This is a genomic window from Stenotrophomonas sp. YJH_SMC_123 (genome assembly GCF_059368215.1).
In genome coordinates, this window is sequence record NZ_JCAFRM010000001.1 from 765,509 (window position 1) to 781,337 (window position 15,829).

The window sequence follows — 15,829 nt, forward strand, 5'->3', positions numbered from 1 at the left end:
GCCTCTGCCCTCCCGATCCATTTCATGTTGCGGTCCCGGACACTGCAGGAACGCCGCGACTGTGAGGTGGCGAGAATAATGCGGGGAGCACGTTGGCCCGCATGAGACCATTCCGATTCTGGCGTGCCGCACCCTGCTGCAAGGCCTGGAGTACCTGCAATCAACGCTGTTTTCGGGGTTGTCTTATTGGGTGCCGGCATGCGCGTGCCTACCATTTTCTCCTTCACTGGAGTCCCTGCTTTCGGCGGCGGGCACACATAGGGAAGGAGTGGGTGATGGCCTCGATCAGGGTCCTGCTGGTGGGTGAGCGAACAATGGAGCGACTTGCGATGGAGTCGCGCCTGTCGATCGATGCGCGGGTCAGCGTTGAAGTGGTCGGCGACGCGTGCAGCGCGGCAACGCTGGTGGAATGGCGGCACTACAGCCTGCTGGTGGTGAATGTCGTCGGTCTGGGGCGGTCGCTGGTAGACCTGATCAACACGTTCTCCGAGCACTCGCGCGAATCGCGTATCGCCTTCTTCGGTGGCAGGTCCACGGCGATGGTGAAGGCCGCAGAGCTGATTGCCCAGGCGCGGGGGCTGGACCTGCTGAAGGTTCCCGGGCTGGATCAGCCCGAGGATGGCAACCGGGAGTACCGCCGGTTCGTCGGTGAGCGTGTCTGCGCCGTACCGGTCGGCTCTGTGCATGAACGTTGCCAGGCGCTGCCCGTCGTGACGCGACCCTCGCTTCCGGCCTGAGCTGATCCGGCGCTCGGTCCCGGCTGTGGGGGCGACGGTGCGCGCGCAGCGTTGTCAATTTCCAATAAGTTGCACTGCATTGACCATAGCGGATTGGTAACGTCACTGGCACGAATTTGCGACACACTGGCGGCGACCATCCGGGCCAGGACAGACACGGAGACTGTGGGTGACCGATGCAAGCCAACAACGCAGCCTGCGGCAGCTGATCGGGCCGGTCGGTGCCGACTACCAGCGGCGCGCCCTGCCGCCCGGCTGGGTCTGGGCGGTGCTGGCGGTGTTGCTTGCGGCCACCGCGCTGACCGAGCTGCCGGCGACTGCGGCCGCGGCATTGGTGGCCAGTGCGGTGGTTGTGCACTGGTCGCAGCGCGGTCGCATCCATTGGCTGGGCTGGCGCCTGCCGGGCCTGGCCGTGTTGGCGGCCCTGCTGTGGGGGCCGGAAGTGCTGTCGCAATGGTTCGAGCACGGGCTGGCCGTGGTCCTGATGTCGCTGGCCAGCCTCAGCATCGGCGTGCATGTATGGCAGGCGCGACAGATGGCGCGGCAGCTCCAGGGCGCGGCCGATTCGCTGGATGACGCCCAGCTGCTGGCCCTGCTGCCGGCCGACGCGGCCCAGCTGGCGCAGCGGTGGCGCGCCGGCGATGATCGGCATGCGCCGGAACTGGCAGTGGTGATGCACCTGGCCGTGATGCACGCAGCGCTGGCACCGCGCATGCGCGGGCAGGGCGTGCTGGCAGGGTGACCGGTCGGCGGTTTCCGCGGCCGCGGTCAGGAACCTGACAATGGCTTGCGCAGGTAGATCCGCTCGTGCCCGGGCGGGCAATCGGGCAGCCGCCCATAGACGGTGTAGCCCTGCCGCAGGTAGAAAGCTTCGGCCTGCCAGTCGAAGGTATCCAGCATCACGTTGCGGGCGCCAAGCTGGCGCGCGGCGGCTTCTGCTTCCGCCAGCAGGCGCTGGCCGATGCCTTGCCCGCGCAGTTCCGGATCCACCCACAGCACATGTACCTGCAGCCAGCTGGCACAGACGTCGGCCAGCACACCACCGCGCAGCGCGCCGTGCTCGTCATGCCAGGCCAGGCGGACTGGAGTCTCATCGAGTGAATCGCCGCCGTGGGCCTGGTTGAAGGCCAGCAGGCGCGCGCACAACGTGCGCGTTTCATCGGCGCTGGCAGTCACCATGGCGCCGATGGGGGCGGTCATGCGTCGCGGTTGCCGCGACGCATCACACGCTGCTTCTCGATCGCCCAGTCGCGGTCCTTGGCGGCATCGCGCTTGTCGTGGGTCTGCTTGCCCTTGGCCAGCGCGACTTCGAGCTTGATCTTGTTCTTGCTCCAGTACATCGCAGTGGGCACGATCGTGTAGCCATCGCGCTCGACCTTGCCGACCAGCTTGTCGATCTCGCTCCGGTGCAGCAGCAGCTTGCGCTCGCGCCGGTCATTGGCCACCAAGTGGGTGGAGGCCTGGATCAACGGGGTGATCTGCGCGCCGATCAGGAAGATCTCGCCGTGCTTCACATAGGCGTAGGCGTCGATGATGTTGCCGCGGCCAGCGCGGATCGACTTCACCTCCCAGCCCTGCAGGGCCAGGCCGGCCTCGAAGCGCTCTTCGATGTGGTACTCGTGGCGGGCACGCTTGTTCAACGCGATGGTTTTGTTGGCCGTCGCGCTCTTTGCTTTATCCTTGCCGCTGTTCTTGCTCATTTCCGTATTGTCTCCGATTCGGGCCCGCCCGGTCGATTGCCGAAACGTCCTGTATTCATGCCTACTATCCGCCGCAGCGCCCTGGTCGAACATTCGGCCGCGCGCATGTTCGACCTGGTCAACGACGTCCAGGCCTATCCGCGCCGTTTCCGCTGGTGCTCGGCTGCCCAGATCCTGGAGCAGGGCGAGGACCGCCTGGTGGCGCGCCTGGACCTGGGCCTGGGGTCGTTCAGTACCTGGTTCCAGACTGAAAACACCCTGCAGCGCCCGCACAGCATCGACATGCAGCTGCGCGATGGCCCGTTCAAGCAGCTGCACGGCCGCTGGGAATTCCATGCGCTGGCCGAGGATGCGTGCAAGGTCACCCTGACCCTGGAGTTCGAACCCAGCTCGCGCCTGCTCGGTCCGGCCCTGGCGATCGGCTTCCAGGGACTGGCCGATCGCATGGTCAATGATTTCGTCCGCGTCGCCGACGAGGGCTGAGCGATGATCGAGGTCGAGGTGGTGCTGGCCTGGCCGGAGCGCGTGCTGTCGCGCCACCTGCAGCTGGAAGAGGGAGCGACCGTGGCCGACGCCATCGCCGCCGCTGCGCTGGAAGGTAGTGTCGACTGTCCTGCCGCCGCGGTGCATGGCGTGCTGGCCCGTCCACAGCAGGCGCTGCTGGACGGGGACCGCATCGAGCTGCTGCGCCCGCTGCTGGCCGACCCCAAGGACAACCGCCGGCGTCGCGCGCTCGGCGGTTGATCCCGGCAACCCGTCCCTGCGGACGGGCAGGCCTCAGCGGCCCTTCTTCTTCTTGTCCTTCGGCAGGTTGCGGCCGAACTGGCGCACCGTCTGCTGGGCCAGGGCCTTGTCGTTGCCCGGGAAGTAGTCGCCTTCCCAGCGGGTAACGGCGTCATTCTCGAAGAACACCACGAAGTTCTTCACTTCGGTGCGGCCGAGGCGGTTCACGCGCTGGCTGGAGGTGTAGTCCCAGCGCTGGGCGTGGAACGGGTCGGGGATGGACGGGGTGCCCAGCAGCGCGGTGACCTGCTGCTTGCTCTGCCCGACCTGCAGCTTGGCCACGGCATCTTCCCGGATCAGGTTGCCCTGATAGATGGGTTGCTTGTAGATGATGCCGCACCCGGTGGTGGACAGGGCGACGGCGGCGACCAACAGGAGATTGCGCATCGGGACTGGCGGTTGGGGAAATCAAACCGATGATACACTCCCGGCGTGCCACCGCGACCCAATCCGAGGCAGCTGGCGCTAAATCGCCAATGAACGGAGACCTATGGAAACCCACGACCTGCGTAAAGTCGGCCTGAAGGTGACCCATCCGCGGATGCGGATCCTGGCGCTGCTCGAACAGCGCAATGCCCAGCACCACCAGCACCACATGACCGCCGAGGACATCTACCGCCAGCTGCTCGAGCATGGCGACGAGATCGGCCTGGCGACGGTCTACCGGGTGCTGACCCAGTTCGAGGCCGCCGGCCTCGTGCTCAAGCACAATTTCGAGGGTGGCCAGGCCGTTTACGAGCTGGACCGTGGTGGCCACCACGACCATATGGTCGACGTGGACAGCGGCAAGATCATCGAATTCGAAAGCCATGAGATCGAGGAGCTGCAGCGCAAGATCGCGGCCGATCACGGCTATGAGCTGGAAGAACACTCGCTGGTGCTCTACGTGCGCAAGAAGCGCAAGTAGGCCGTTCCGGCCAGCCGCTAGCGACGAAACCCCGGGCTTGCCCGGGGTTTTTCGTTGCCGGGGTCAGGGCCCTTTCCCTCCAGGAAAGGGGGCCGGCCCCGGGCGCTCTGCGGGGTCGGATCCCTTTGCGCCAGCAAAGGGCTCTGACCCCTTGCAACCGAGCAGGATCTCCAGGTCCACCGCCTCGGCCATCGCCCGGTTGCCGGCATCCCCCGGGTGGAGGTGGTCGCCGGAGTCGTAGGCGGCGGCCATCCGTGACGGATCGGCCGGGTCGCGCAGCGCCGCGTCCAGGTCGATCACCGCGTCGAACGGGCTGTTGCTGCGCAGCCATGCATTGAGCTGTTGGCGCAGGGCCTCCTTGTCCGGGTGGTAGTAGTCGTCCAGCGGCGTGCCGGGCAGGGCGCCCGCGAACGGCATCAGGGTGGCGCCGAATATGCGTAGACCCCGCCGGTGGGCCTGTTCGGCCAGGGCACGATAGCCGGCCTGCAGCTCGGGCAGGCTGGGCCGGGGCTGCGCGCGGGCGAAGGCAGTACCGGGCCAGCTGATGTCGTTGATGCCGATCAGCACGATGACGCTGGCGACGCTGGGCTGATCCAGTGCGTCACGCCGCAGGCGGGCCAGAACCGACTCGCCCATGCCGTCGCTCAGCAGCCGATTGCCGGAAATGCCCGCGTTGACCACCGCGACGCCGCGCGGTGCCAGACGCGCGGCCAGATGGTCGGTCCAGCGCTGGTCCTGGTCGAGGCTGGCGGTGGCGCCGTCGGTGATCGAGTCGCCAATCACCACCACGCTACGCGCACTGGCGGCGGCCTCGACCTCGATCCCGGTGAGGAACAGGCGTGCGGTAGTGGAACTGGCACCCTGCAGGTCGCGCGCCCGGGCCTGATTGCCGCCGGCGATCCAGCTGGTCTGGCGGCCGTCCCTATGGAACGTCTGCACCGGCGTCGGCCCCGGCACGAAGACGCTGACCTGCAGCGCCTGGTGGTCTTCCGTGGCCACCGCCAGCGGATCGCTCAGCCGTTCCTGACCGGCACCGATCAACACCCCAGGCTGGCCGTCGAAGCTGAGCGGTTGCGGGGTGGCGCCCGCGCCCGCGGCCACGCTGGCCGCCCCGATCCGCAGCGGCTGGGTGCCGTAGGCATTGCTCAACCGCACCCGCAGCCGGGACCCGCCCAGGCTGATGCGCGCGGTCTGGCGGAAGGTCTGGTCCTGCAGCGCGGCCGGAACCAGGGTCGGGAACAGGAAATCCGCGTCCCAGACCGGTTGCGGGCTGGCCTGCCAGCTGGCGACCCAGTGCGGGGCGGATGCGGCACTGGCGACGCCGGACAGGGCGAGCAGGGCGGTGGCGGTGAGCTGGCTCAAGCGGTTCATCGGGCAATCCAGGTGGGAGGGAACGCCATGGTGATTCCGGGGTCATCTGTGAACTAGACTGCGTATGGACAATCATCTGTGAACTGGATTCATCGTCATGGCGCGACCCGACATCAACCGATCCGGCGAACTGGAAGTGTTCGTGCGGGTGATCGAGACCGGTGGCTTCTCCGCCGCCGCACGCACCCTGGACATGACGCCGTCAGCAGTGAGCAAGCTGGTGGCCCGGCTGGAGCAGCGGCTGGGTACGCGCCTGCTGCAACGCTCCACCCGCCAGCTGCAGCTGACCCCGGAAGGCTGTGCGTTCTACGAGCGCGGCCTGCGCGTGCTGGCCGACCTGGAGGAGGCCGAGCGCTGTGCCAGTGCCCATGCCGAGCCGCGCGGACGGCTGCGGGTAAACTCCAACGTGCCGTTCGGCCAGCATTTCCTGCTGCCGCTGCTGCCGGCATTCCTCGAACGCAACCCGCAGGTAGGCGTGGACCTGACCCTCAATGACGAGGTGATCGACCTGCTTGAGCAGCGCACCGACGTGGCGGTGCGGGCCGGTCCACTGAAGAGCTCCAGCCTGGTGGCGCGGCGGCTGGGTGCGACGCGGATGATGATCGTGGCTGCACCGGCCTACGCGCAGCGGCACGGGCTGCCACGCACTGCCGAGGAGCTGCAGTCGCACAACCGGCTGGATATCGGCCATGCGCGCGCGATGCAGGGCTGGCCATTGTTGCAGGACGGGCGCGAACGCATGCTGCTGCCCAGTGGCAACGCGCGCGCCAGCAACGGCGATGCGCTGCGCCAGCTGGTGCTGGGTGGGCTGGGCATGGCGCGGCTGGCAGCATTCCAGGTGCAGCAGGACATTGCCGCCGGGCGCTTGCTGCCGGTGCTGGAGGACGCCAATCCCGGTGACCTGGAAGAGGTGCACGCGGTGTTCCTGGGGCAGGGCGGCTACCTGCCGCTGCGGGTGCGCGCGTTTCTTGATTTCCTGGTGGAGAACGTCGATCTGACGCAGCCACAGGGGTAGTGCTGGCCGCTGGCCGGCAACCTCATGATCTTCATCCACCCGCATCGGGGTGCCGGCCAGCGGCCGGCACTACCGTGCGGAAGCCGAGCCAATGCTCGGCTCGGCCGGCGTTACACCTGCAGCAGCTTGCGTGCGGCGGCGCGCGCTTCCTTGCTCACTTCCACGCCGCCGAGCATGCGCGCCAGTTCTTCCTCGCGCGCCTTGCTGTCCAGCTTTTCCACTGCGCTCTGGGTCATGCCTTCCACCGGGGCCTTGCTGACCCGGTAATGGGCATGGCCCTTGGAGGCGACCTGCGGCAGGTGGGTCACGCACAGCACCTGGCGCTTCTCGCCAAGGGCGCGCAGCTTCTGGCCGACGATGTCCGCCACCGCGCCACCGATGCCGGAGTCGACTTCGTCGAACACCATGGTCGGCACTGCATCCAGGTCCAGCGCGGCCACTTCGATGGCCAGCGAGATGCGCGACAGTTCGCCACCCGAGGCCACCTTGCGCAGGGCACGCGGTGGCTGCCCGGCATTGGCCGCCACCAGGAATTCCACGCGCTCGGCACCCTGCGGGTCGGGCTTGCCGGCGTCCTGCGGTTCCAGCTCGATCAGGAACTGGCCGCCGCCCATGCCCAGCTCGGCGATGATGCCGGTGGTGGTGGCCGACAGCTCGGCAGCGGCGGCGCGGCGGCTGGCGGTCAGCAGCCCGGCCTGCACGCGCCAGGCCGCAGCGGCCTTGTCGATCTCGCCGGCGAGGCGCTGCAGGCGTTCGTCAGCCCCACGCAGCTGTTCCACTTCGGCGTGCATGCGCTCGCGCTGCGCGCCCAGCTCGTCCATCGGCACACGGTGCTTGCGGGCCAGGTCGTGCAGGCGGCCGAGGCGACGCTCGTTCTCCTCGAACTGTTCCGGGTCGGCGTCGAGGTCGTCATGCACGCGGTCCAGCAGCGACAGGGCTTCGTGCAGCTGGATCGAGGCGTTCTCGATCAGCCCGTCCACCTCGCCCAGGCGCGGGTCGTGCTCGATCAGGCGCGACAGCTCGTGGCGCACCTGCTGCAGCAGGTCCAGCGCGGAACTGCCGTCGTCGCCGTTGAGCTGGTTGCTGGCCGCCTGGCAGGCACTCAGCAGGGCGCTGGCGTGGGCCTGGCGACGGTGGCTGGCACCGAGTGCGGCAATCGATTCGGGTTCCAGATCCTCGCGGTCCAACTCGCGCAGCTGGTGCTCCAGGAAGCCGATCCGGTCACTGACGTCGCCCTGCTGCGACAGCGCCAGTGATTCATCGACCAGGGCCTGCCAGGCCGCAGCGGCGCGGCGCACCTGGCGGCGCTCGTCCTCGTTGCCGGCATAGGCATCCAGCAGGGCCAGCTGTGATGGGCGTGCCAGCAGGGCCTGCTGCTCGTGCTGGCCGTGGATCTCCACCAGCAGCGAGGCCAGGTCGGCCAGCTGGGCCAGGGTCACCGGGCGGCCGTTGATCCAGGCCCGCGAGCCGCCATCGGCACGGATCACGCGGCGCAGCTGGCACTGCTCCTCGTCGTCCAGCTCGTTGTCGGCCAGCCACTGGCGCGCGGCCTGCAGCTGGTCCAGCGCGAACTCGGCCGACAGCTCGGCGCGCGCGGCGCCGTGGCGGACCACGCCGCTGTCGGCGCGCAGGCCGGACAGGAAGCCCAGCGCGTCGACCATCAGTGACTTGCCGGCGCCGGTCTCGCCTGAAACCACGGTCATGCCTGGCCCGAACTCCAGTTCGGTGGCGCGGACGACGGCGAAATCCTTGATCGAAAGATGTCTGAGCATGGGTAAAGGGGTGTCAGCAGCCGCGCAACGCTAGCACGCGGGCGCGGGAGGTCCAATGACTTGCCAAGGTGATCCGCCGCCATTATCTAGTGTCCGTGTCTCACAGGTTGATTCCATGCACGGTTCTCCCGACCAGCTTGCCCCGCGTGCGCGCCATCTGCTGCGCACGCTGATCGCGCGTTACATCCAGGACGGTGAGCCGGTCGGCTCGCAGACGCTGGCGCGCGTGGCCGGGCTGGAGGTCAGTCCGGCCACCATCCGCAACATCCTGGGTGACCTGGAAGACCTGGGGCTGCTGGCTTCGCCGCACACCTCGGCCGGGCGCGTCCCGACCGCACATGGCTACCGGGTGTTCGTCGACAGCCTGCTGCAGATGCAGCCGCCGGGCGAAGGCGAGCTGGCCCGGCTGCGCCAGGAACTGGCCGGCGGCGGCAGCACCCAGGCCCTGCTTGGCAGCGCCTCGGAGCTGCTGTCGGCGATGAGCCACTTCGTCGGCGTGGTCAGCGCCCCGCGGCGCGAGCAGTTCGCGTTCCGCCAGATCGATTTCGTGGCGCTGGACGGGCGCCGGGTGCTGGCGATCCTGGTGTTCGCCGACAACGAGGTGCAGAACCGGGTCATCGAGACCCGCCAGGAGTTCGCGCCGGGCCAGCTGGAACAGGTCGCCAACTACCTCAACGCGCATTTCGCCGGCCTGCCGATGGCCGAGATCCGCACCCGCCTGCTGCTGGAACTGCGTGATGCCCGTTCGGAGCTGGAGCAGCTGCTGGCGCACAGCATCGAGCTGGCCGAGCAGGCCCTGCAGCCGGCGGCCGACGACATGCTGGTGGCCGGGCAGACCCGTCTGATGGGGGTGCAGGACCTGTCCGACCTGGAGCGGCTGCGCGAGCTGTTCGAGCTGTTCTCCAGCAAGCGGGAGATCCTGCAGCTGCTGGAGCGGACCATCCAGGCGCCCGGCGTGCGCATCTTCATCGGCGAGGAGACCGGGATGATGCCGCTGCAGGGCGTCTCGCTGGTCACTGCCCCTTACACGGCCAATGGCCAGGTGCTGGGCGTGCTGGGCGTGATCGGCCCCAAGCGGATGGCCTACGACCGGATGATCCCGCTGGTCCAGGCTACTGCCGATGTACTCGGCGCGGCGTTTTCGCCAGCCGGGCGCACTCCTGGAACATCCGACGCTTGAAACGCAGCATCCCGCCCACACTAGGGTGGGTGGAGGCGGAGACTGACCGCCAGGGACCCAGACATGAACCACGAACATCCAGATATCGAATCCCAGCAGACTGCCGCCGATGCGGCCGCCGCCGCCGGCGTCAACGACGAAGTGGAGCGCCTGCGCGCCGAGGTCGAGCAGATCAAGGCCGATGCGCTGCGTGAGCGCGCCGACCTCGAGAACCAGCGCAAGCGCGTTGCCCGTGACATCGAGCAGGCCCGCAAGTTCGCCAACGAGAAGCTGCTGGGCGAGCTGCTGCCGGTGTTCGACAGCCTGGATGCCGGCTTGAAGGCGGCCGGCGATGACCCGCATCCGCTGCGCGAGGGCCTGGAGCTGACCTACAAGCAGCTGCTGAAGGTTGCCGCCGACAACGGGCTGGTCCTGCTGGACCCGATCGGCCAGCCGTTCAACCCGGAACACCACCAGGCCATCAGCCAGGTGCCGGCCCCAGACGCCGCCCCGGGCAGCGTGGTGACCGTGTTCCAGAAGGGTTACCTGCTCAACGAGCGCCTGCTGCGGCCGGCGCTGGTGGTGGTGGCCGCCGACTGACCCCTCCAGGGCCGGAAGGCGGGAATGTCCCGTCACCCGGCCCGACGCTGAACGCGCCGGGCGACCGGAAACACAGCGTTCGGGAGATGGCTTGAATGTTCCACGAGCCTCCCCCACATCGTATTCATCCACCGGCCGAACGGCCGGACTGACCCCAACAAGCATCCTCAGGAGTCTCCCCCATGGGCAAGATCATTGGTATCGACCTCGGCACCACCAACTCGTGCGTGGCGATCATGGACGGCGGCAAGGCCCGCGTCATCGAGAATTCGGAAGGCGATCGCACCACCCCGTCGATCGTCGCCTACACCAAGGACGGCGAAGTCCTGGTGGGCGCCTCGGCCAAGCGCCAGGCCGTCACCAACCCGAAGAACACCTTCTACGCGGTGAAGCGCCTGATCGGCCGCAAGTTCACCGACGCCGAAGTGCAGAAGGACATCGCCCACGTCCCGTACAGCATCCTGGCCCATGACAACGGCGATGCCTGGGTGGCCACCAGCGACGGCAAGAAGATGGCGCCGCAGGAAATCTCGGCCAAGGTGCTGGAAAAGATGAAGAAGACCGCCGAGGACTTCCTCGGTGAGAAGGTCACCGAAGCGGTCATCACCGTGCCGGCCTACTTCAACGACAGCCAGCGCCAGGCGACCAAGGACGCCGGCCGCATCGCCGGCCTGGACGTCAAGCGCATCATCAACGAGCCGACCGCGGCCGCGCTGGCCTATGGCCTGGACAAGGGCGACAACAAGGATCGCAAGATCGTGGTGTACGACCTGGGCGGCGGCACCTTCGACGTCTCGGTGATCGAGATCGCCAACGTTGACGGCGAGAAGCAGTTCGAAGTGCTGGCCACCAACGGCGACACCTTCCTGGGCGGCGAAGACTTCGACAACCGCGTCATCGAGTACCTGGTTGAAGAATTCAACAAGGACCAGGGCATCGACCTGCGCAAGGATCCGCTGGCCCTGCAGCGCCTGAAGGACGCTGCCGAGCGCGCCAAGATCGAGCTGTCCAGCGCCCAGCAGACCGAAGTGAACCTGCCGTACGTCACCGCTGACGCCTCGGGTCCGAAGCACCTGAACATCAAGCTGACCCGCGCCAAGCTGGAAGCGCTGGTGGAAGACCTGATCAAGAAGTCGATCGAGCCGTGCCGCGTCGCCCTGAACGATGCCGGCCTGCGTTCGAGCGACATCAGCGAAGTGATCCTGGTCGGTGGCCAGACCCGCATGCCGAAGGTGCAGCAGGCGGTGACCGAATTCTTCGGCAAGGAACCGCGCAAGGACGTCAACCCGGACGAAGCCGTGGCACTGGGTGCTGCGATCCAGGGCGGCGTGCTGGGCGGCGACGTCAAGGACGTGCTGCTGCTGGACGTGACCCCGCTGTCGCTGGGTATCGAAACCATGGGCGGCGTGTTCACCAAGATCATCGAGAAGAACACCACCATCCCGACCAAGGCCTCGCAGGTGTTCTCCACCGCCGAGGACAACCAGTCGGCCGTGACCGTGCACGTGCTGCAGGGTGAGCGCGAGCAGGCCCGCTTCAACAAATCGCTGGCCAAGTTCGACCTGTCTGGCATCGAGCCGGCTCCGCGTGGCCTGCCGCAGGTGGAAGTGTCCTTCGACATCGACGCCAACGGCATCCTGCACGTGTCGGCCAAGGACAAGAAGACCAACAAGGAACAGAAGGTCGAGATCAAGGCCGGTTCGGGTCTGTCCGAGGAAGAGATCGCACGCATGGTCGCCGACGCGGAAGCCAACCGCGAAGAAGACAAGAAGTTCCAGGAGCTGGTGCAGGCCCGCAATCAGGCCGATGCCCTGATCCACGGCACCCGCAGTGCCATCACCGAGCACGGCAGCAAGGTCGGCGGCGATGTCATCGGCAAGGTCGAGGCGGCCCTGGCCGACCTGGAAACCGCGATGAAGGGTGACGACAAGGCACAGATCGAAGCCAAGTCGAAGGTGCTGGAGGAAGCCGGCCAGTCGCTGTTCGCCGCTGCTTCGGCCGACCAGGGCGGTGCCCCGGGTGCCGACGCCGGCAACGCCGGCAAGGCGCAGGACGACGTGGTCGACGCCGAGTTCACCGAAGTCAAGGACGACAAGAAGTCCTGATCCGGACCGACACGGGACGCTGGCCATCAGCGTCCCGTTGTCGCATCAGGGTCCTGACCGCCCACCGGCGTGTCGGGGCGCCCGACGCAAGAGCGGACCTGGTTCCGCTCTTCCGCTTTGACGAATCCCGACTTTCCGGAACCAGATTCACCATATGAGCAAGCGCGATTACTACGAAGTGCTGGGCGTTGCCCGCACCGCCACCGACGACGAGCTGAAGAAGGCCTACCGTCGCTGTGCGATGAAGTTCCACCCGGACCGCAACCCGGGTGATGCGGCGGCCGAAGCCTCCTTCAAGGAGTGCAAGGAAGCCTACGAAGTGCTGTCCGATGGCAACAAGCGCCGCATGTACGACAGCCACGGCCACGCCGCGTTCGAGCACGGCATGGGCGGTGGTGGTCCGGGCGGCCCGGACATGAACGATATCTTCGGCGATATCTTCGGCAACATTTTTGGCGGGGGCGGCGGTGGGCCGCGCCAGGCCCGTCGCGGCGCCGACATCGGCTACGTGATGGAGCTGGACCTGGAAGAAGCGGTACGCGGCGTCGAGCGCCGCATCGAGATCCCGACCCTGGTCGAGTGCGGCGACTGCGATGGCAGTGGCTCCGAAGACGGCAAGGTCGAAACCTGCAATGTGTGCCATGGCCGCGGCCAGGTGCGCATCCAGCGCGGCATCTTCGCCATGCAGCAGGCCTGCCACAACTGCGGCGGCCGTGGCCAGATCATCGCCAAGCCCTGCAAGACCTGCCACGGCAACGGCCGTGTCGAGGAAGACAAGGTGCTGTCGGTGAAGGTGCCGGCGGGCGTCGATACCGGCGACCGCATCCGCCTGCAGGGCGAAGGTGAGGCCGGCCCGGCAGGAACGCCGCCGGGTGACCTGTACGTGGAAGTACGGGTGCGCGAGCATGCGATCTTCCAGCGCGATGGCGACGACCTGCACTGCGAAGTGCCGATCCGCATCTCGCAGGCGGCACTGGGCGACACCGTACGCGTGGCGACCCTCGGCGGCGAAGCGGAAATCCGCATCCCGGCCGAGACCCAGACCGGCAAGCTGTTCCGCCTGCGTGGCAAGGGCGTGCGTTCGGTGCGCAGCCGCAGCGAGGGCGACCTTTACTGCCGCGTGGTGGTGGAGACCCCGGTCAACCTCACCAACGAACAGCGCAAGCTGCTGGAGCAGTTCGAAGCCACCTTTGTCGGCGAGGAAGCACGCAAGCATTCGCCGAAGTCGGCGACGTTCATGGATGGCGTGAAGGGCTTCTGGGACCGGATGACGTCCTGAGTTTTTCAACCGAAGCGTTGAGCGGTAGCGCCGGGCCATGCCCGGCGTTTTCGTTTGCGATCAGCGGAAAAACGCCGCGGGCGTCTGCCCCAGTTGGCGCTTGAACATGCTGGTGAACGCGCTGGGGCTGTCGTAGCCCATCGCCAGCGCCACATCGATGACCTTGTCGCCGACTGCCAGCCGCTCCAGGGCGGCCAGCAGGCGCGCCTGCTGCCGCCACTGCCCGAAGGTCATGCCCAGTTCGCCGGCGAAATGGCGCTGGATGGTCTTCACGTCCACCTGCAGGGCCTGGGCCCAGTCCTGCAGCGTGGCGTCGTCGGCGGGATGCTTCTGGATGTGCTGGCAGATCCTCTGCAGGCGCGGGTCGGTGGGCGAGGGCAGGTGCAGCGGCAGCACGTCCATGCGGTGCAGCTCGTCCAGCAGCAGGCGCACCACGCGACCGTCGCGGCTGTCGTCCACGTGCGCGGACTCGATCAGGCTGGCCGCCAGCAGTAGTTCGCGCAGCAGCGGCGCCACCTGTACTGCGAACGCCCCATCCGGCAGTTGCGGTGCAAAGTCCGGTTCCACGTACAGGCTGCGCATGTGCACCTCGGCGATGCAGTCCACCGCATGCACCATGCCGGCCGGAACCCAGATCGCGCGGGTGGAGGGCACGACCCAGCGGCCACCGTCCGCGCGCACCACCATCAGGCCGGACATGGCGAAGACCAGTTGGTGACGGCGATGCCGGTGTGGCGCGATGTGGGTACCGGGGGGGTAGTGCCGGGCGCGGCTGGTCACCGGGCGGTGTACCGGCACTTCGTTCCACGGCGCGGTCTCGCGGATCAGGCAGGGAGTGTCCTTTTTGCGATAGGCCATGACCCGAACGCGGCAGAAGGGAGTGGGGGCCCACCGTAGCATGCGTGGCTCGCCCCCAACCTGACTGTGTCCATGTCGACCTTGGCTTCTCCCGCAACGACCTCACGCCCGGTGGCTCCCGGCGTGCTGGCCGCCATCTCCACCTCGCATGTCGTCAACGACATGATGCAGTCGCTGATCCTGGCCATCTATCCGGTGATCAAGGGCGGCTTCAACCTCAGCTTCACCCAGATCGGCCTGATCACGCTGACCTACCAGCTCACCGCGTCGATCTTCCAGCCGTTGATCGGCATGGCCACCGACCGCCGCCCGGCACCGTACTCGCTGCCGATCGGCATGGCCTCGACCCTGTGCGGCATGCTGCTGCTCGGCTTTGCGCCGAACTACGCGGTGGTGCTGATGGCTGCGGCGATGGTCGGCATTGGTTCGGCCATCTTCCACCCGGAGGCCTCGCGCATCGCCCGGCTGGCCTCGGGCGGTCGCCATGGCTTCGCGCAGTCGGTGTTCCAGGTGGGTGGCAACTTCGGTACCGCGCTGGGGCCGTTGATCGCTGCGGCCGTGATCGTGCCGTATGGCCAGCGTGCCGCATCATGGTTTGCCGGCGCCGCGCTGATCGGCATCGCGCTGCTGACCTATGTTGGCCGCTGGTATGCACTGCACCTGGGCACACCGCGTCCGGCCAGCACCGCGTCTATGGCCCCGCGGCATTCGTCGCGCACCGTGGCCAAGGTGCTGGCGATCCTGCTGGTGCTGATCTTCAGCAAGTACTTCTACATGGCCAGCATCGGCAGCTACTTCACCTTCTACCTGATCCACCACTTCGGCATTCCGGTGGCACAGGCGCAACTGCATCTGTTCGCGTTCCTGGTGGCGTCTGCCGCCGGTGGTTTCCTCGGCGGCCCGCTGGGTGACCGCATCGGCCGCAAGCCGATCATCTGGACCTCGATCCTCGGCGTGGCCCCGTTCGCGCTGATGCTGCCGCACGCCGATCTGCTATGGACCACAGTGCTGGCAGTGCTGATCGGCTTCGTGCTCTCCTCGGCGTTCTCGGCCATCGTGGTGTACGCGCAGGAGATGATGCCGCACCGCATCGGCATGGTGTCCGGCCTGTTCTTCGGCTTTGCATTCGGCATGGGCGGGCTTGGCGCGGCCGTGCTGGGCATGCTGGCAGACAGGACCAGCATTGAATTCGTCTATCAGCTGACCGCGTTCCTGCCACTGCTGGGCATCGTCGCGGCGTGGCTGCCGCCATCGCGGCCTGCTGCTCACTGAGGGGGTTGGGTTTGCAGGGCTTGCAGCCCTGCACCTGCAGAGGCAACGTCAACAGCAGAAGCGGGCTATCCGTGGGTTGGCGGGGTGGGTCCGGTTGCAGGGGACGCCGTAAACCCATCCCTGGGGGCTTGGCCGCGGCATCCATGCCGCGGACACCCCTGCAACCGGACCCACCCCGCCTTCGACAGTTTTCTGCGATCCGTCGGAACAGCTCGTGGGGTCAGATCCGTTTTCCGAAGGAAAACGGATCTGACCCCGATTTATTTCGGTA

General features: G+C 67.3%; 17 protein-coding genes. 11 read left to right on the forward strand and 6 right to left on the reverse strand.

Annotation, left to right across the window (positions count from 1 at the left end; translation table 11 throughout):
- Positions 1 to 275: 275 nt before the first annotated feature.
- Both AC5P5W_RS03645 and AC5P5W_RS03650 read left to right on the forward strand, forming a co-directional pair.
- Entirely contained in the window at positions 276 to 737 is a 462-nt protein-coding gene (locus tag AC5P5W_RS03645; RefSeq protein ID WP_136191668.1) for a hypothetical protein, read from the forward strand.
- Between the two features lie 169 nt (positions 738 to 906).
- Positions 907 to 1,479 carry a hypothetical protein gene (locus AC5P5W_RS03650; protein ID WP_014646803.1) on the forward strand — a complete coding sequence of 191 codons (573 nt, stop codon included), beginning with the start codon at positions 907 to 909 and terminating at the stop codon, positions 1,477 to 1,479.
- A 26-nt stretch (positions 1,480 to 1,505) separates the two neighbouring features.
- Here the strand turns inward: AC5P5W_RS03650 and AC5P5W_RS03655 are convergent, their stop codons facing one another.
- Together AC5P5W_RS03655 and smpB are read right to left on the reverse strand one after the other, a co-directional pair.
- Positions 1,506 to 1,937 carry a GNAT family N-acetyltransferase gene (locus tag AC5P5W_RS03655; RefSeq protein ID WP_049439209.1) on the reverse strand — a complete coding sequence of 144 codons (432 nt, stop codon included), beginning with the start codon at positions 1,935 to 1,937 and terminating at the stop codon, positions 1,506 to 1,508.
- Complete coding sequence (gene smpB, locus AC5P5W_RS03660) at positions 1,934 to 2,437, reverse strand: SsrA-binding protein SmpB (RefSeq protein ID WP_099472983.1); 504 nt, start codon at positions 2,435 to 2,437, stop codon at positions 1,934 to 1,936. The genes AC5P5W_RS03655 and smpB overlap by 4 nt, the downstream gene beginning before the upstream one ends.
- Before the next feature lie 57 nt (positions 2,438 to 2,494).
- On the opposite strand from smpB, the gene AC5P5W_RS03665 reads away from it, so the two are divergent.
- Together AC5P5W_RS03665 and AC5P5W_RS03670 are read left to right on the forward strand one after the other, a co-directional pair.
- A complete protein-coding gene (locus AC5P5W_RS03665; protein WP_032959119.1) occupies positions 2,495 to 2,920 on the forward strand; it encodes a type II toxin-antitoxin system RatA family toxin in 426 nt (141 codons plus the stop codon).
- A 3-nt stretch (positions 2,921 to 2,923) separates the two neighbouring features.
- A complete protein-coding gene (locus AC5P5W_RS03670; protein WP_197575328.1) occupies positions 2,924 to 3,181 on the forward strand; it encodes an RnfH family protein in 258 nt (85 codons plus the stop codon).
- A 33-nt stretch (positions 3,182 to 3,214) separates the two neighbouring features.
- Here the strand turns inward: AC5P5W_RS03670 and AC5P5W_RS03675 are convergent, their stop codons facing one another.
- Complete coding sequence (locus tag AC5P5W_RS03675; protein WP_014036847.1) at positions 3,215 to 3,607, reverse strand: outer membrane protein assembly factor BamE; 393 nt, start codon at positions 3,605 to 3,607, stop codon at positions 3,215 to 3,217.
- Positions 3,608 to 3,710: 103 nt separating this feature from the next.
- Here AC5P5W_RS03675 and fur point away from each other — a divergent pair, with 103 nt between their 5' ends.
- Positions 3,711 to 4,127: a ferric iron uptake transcriptional regulator gene (gene fur, locus AC5P5W_RS03680; RefSeq protein ID WP_014646807.1), complete on the forward strand. Its 417-nt coding sequence runs from the start codon at positions 3,711 to 3,713 to the stop codon at positions 4,125 to 4,127.
- A 63-nt stretch (positions 4,128 to 4,190) separates the two neighbouring features.
- Here fur and AC5P5W_RS03685 read toward each other — a convergent pair whose 3' ends face one another.
- Positions 4,191 to 5,498, reverse strand: coding sequence for a GDSL-type esterase/lipase family protein (locus AC5P5W_RS03685; RefSeq protein WP_197575326.1), 1,308 nt, complete (start codon positions 5,496 to 5,498; stop codon positions 4,191 to 4,193).
- A gap of 97 nt (positions 5,499 to 5,595) precedes the next feature.
- Between AC5P5W_RS03685 and AC5P5W_RS03690 the strand changes: the two genes are divergently transcribed.
- Positions 5,596 to 6,513, forward strand: coding sequence for a LysR family transcriptional regulator (locus AC5P5W_RS03690; protein WP_032959114.1), 918 nt, complete (start codon positions 5,596 to 5,598; stop codon positions 6,511 to 6,513).
- 110 nt (positions 6,514 to 6,623) lie between these two features.
- Here AC5P5W_RS03690 and recN read toward each other — a convergent pair whose 3' ends face one another.
- Positions 6,624 to 8,285, reverse strand: coding sequence for a DNA repair protein RecN (recN, locus tag AC5P5W_RS03695; RefSeq protein ID WP_111206254.1), 1,662 nt, complete (start codon positions 8,283 to 8,285; stop codon positions 6,624 to 6,626).
- A gap of 115 nt (positions 8,286 to 8,400) precedes the next feature.
- Between recN and hrcA the strand changes: the two genes are divergently transcribed.
- The 4 genes from hrcA to dnaJ all read left to right on the forward strand — a co-directional run bounded on the left by hrcA (position 8,401) and on the right by dnaJ (position 13,428).
- A complete protein-coding gene (gene hrcA / locus AC5P5W_RS03700; protein ID WP_010484463.1) occupies positions 8,401 to 9,465 on the forward strand; it encodes a heat-inducible transcriptional repressor HrcA in 1,065 nt (354 codons plus the stop codon).
- 63 nt (positions 9,466 to 9,528) lie between these two features.
- Entirely contained in the window at positions 9,529 to 10,044 is a 516-nt protein-coding gene (gene grpE, locus AC5P5W_RS03705) for a nucleotide exchange factor GrpE (RefSeq protein ID WP_014646812.1), read from the forward strand.
- Positions 10,045 to 10,226: 182 nt separating this feature from the next.
- Positions 10,227 to 12,149 carry a molecular chaperone DnaK gene (gene dnaK / locus AC5P5W_RS03710; RefSeq protein ID WP_032959111.1) on the forward strand — a complete coding sequence of 641 codons (1,923 nt, stop codon included), beginning with the start codon at positions 10,227 to 10,229 and terminating at the stop codon, positions 12,147 to 12,149.
- A gap of 154 nt (positions 12,150 to 12,303) precedes the next feature.
- Positions 12,304 to 13,428: a molecular chaperone DnaJ gene (gene dnaJ / locus AC5P5W_RS03715; protein ID WP_197575324.1), complete on the forward strand. Its 1,125-nt coding sequence runs from the start codon at positions 12,304 to 12,306 to the stop codon at positions 13,426 to 13,428.
- 60 nt (positions 13,429 to 13,488) lie between these two features.
- On the opposite strand, the gene AC5P5W_RS03720 is transcribed toward dnaJ, so the two are convergent.
- On the reverse strand, positions 13,489 to 14,286 hold the full coding sequence (locus AC5P5W_RS03720) for a helix-turn-helix domain-containing protein (RefSeq protein ID WP_197575322.1): 798 nt from the start codon (positions 14,284 to 14,286) through the stop codon (positions 13,489 to 13,491).
- A 72-nt stretch (positions 14,287 to 14,358) separates the two neighbouring features.
- On the opposite strand from AC5P5W_RS03720, the gene AC5P5W_RS03725 reads away from it, so the two are divergent.
- On the forward strand, positions 14,359 to 15,558 hold the full coding sequence (locus AC5P5W_RS03725) for an MFS transporter (RefSeq protein ID WP_041863321.1): 1,200 nt from the start codon (positions 14,359 to 14,361) through the stop codon (positions 15,556 to 15,558).
- The last annotated feature ends 271 nt before the right edge of the window (positions 15,559 to 15,829 follow it).

Bases quoted from the DNA above. Each gene is read 5' to 3' on its own strand.
- AC5P5W_RS03645 (WP_136191668.1), top strand. From the start codon at position 276: ATGGCCTCGATCAGGGTCCTGCTGGTGGGTGAGCGAACAATGGAGCGA.
- AC5P5W_RS03655 (WP_049439209.1), bottom strand. From the start codon at position 1,937: ATGACCGCCCCCATCGGCGCCATGGTGACTGCCAGCGCCGATGAAACG.
- smpB (WP_099472983.1), bottom strand. From the start codon at position 2,437: ATGAGCAAGAACAGCGGCAAGGATAAAGCAAAGAGCGCGACGGCCAAC.
- AC5P5W_RS03665 (WP_032959119.1), top strand. From the start codon at position 2,495: ATGCCTACTATCCGCCGCAGCGCCCTGGTCGAACATTCGGCCGCGCGC.
- AC5P5W_RS03670 (WP_197575328.1), top strand. From the start codon at position 2,924: ATGATCGAGGTCGAGGTGGTGCTGGCCTGGCCGGAGCGCGTGCTGTCG.
- AC5P5W_RS03675 (WP_014036847.1), bottom strand. From the start codon at position 3,607: ATGCGCAATCTCCTGTTGGTCGCCGCCGTCGCCCTGTCCACCACCGGG.
- fur (WP_014646807.1), top strand. From the start codon at position 3,711: ATGGAAACCCACGACCTGCGTAAAGTCGGCCTGAAGGTGACCCATCCG.
- AC5P5W_RS03685 (WP_197575326.1), bottom strand. From the start codon at position 5,498: ATGAACCGCTTGAGCCAGCTCACCGCCACCGCCCTGCTCGCCCTGTCC.
- AC5P5W_RS03690 (WP_032959114.1), top strand. From the start codon at position 5,596: ATGGCGCGACCCGACATCAACCGATCCGGCGAACTGGAAGTGTTCGTG.
- recN (WP_111206254.1), bottom strand. From the start codon at position 8,285: ATGCTCAGACATCTTTCGATCAAGGATTTCGCCGTCGTCCGCGCCACC.
- hrcA (WP_010484463.1), top strand. From the start codon at position 8,401: ATGCACGGTTCTCCCGACCAGCTTGCCCCGCGTGCGCGCCATCTGCTG.
- grpE (WP_014646812.1), top strand. From the start codon at position 9,529: ATGAACCACGAACATCCAGATATCGAATCCCAGCAGACTGCCGCCGAT.
- dnaK (WP_032959111.1), top strand. From the start codon at position 10,227: ATGGGCAAGATCATTGGTATCGACCTCGGCACCACCAACTCGTGCGTG.
- dnaJ (WP_197575324.1), top strand. From the start codon at position 12,304: ATGAGCAAGCGCGATTACTACGAAGTGCTGGGCGTTGCCCGCACCGCC.
- AC5P5W_RS03720 (WP_197575322.1), bottom strand. From the start codon at position 14,286: ATGGCCTATCGCAAAAAGGACACTCCCTGCCTGATCCGCGAGACCGCG.
- AC5P5W_RS03725 (WP_041863321.1), top strand. From the start codon at position 14,359: ATGTCGACCTTGGCTTCTCCCGCAACGACCTCACGCCCGGTGGCTCCC.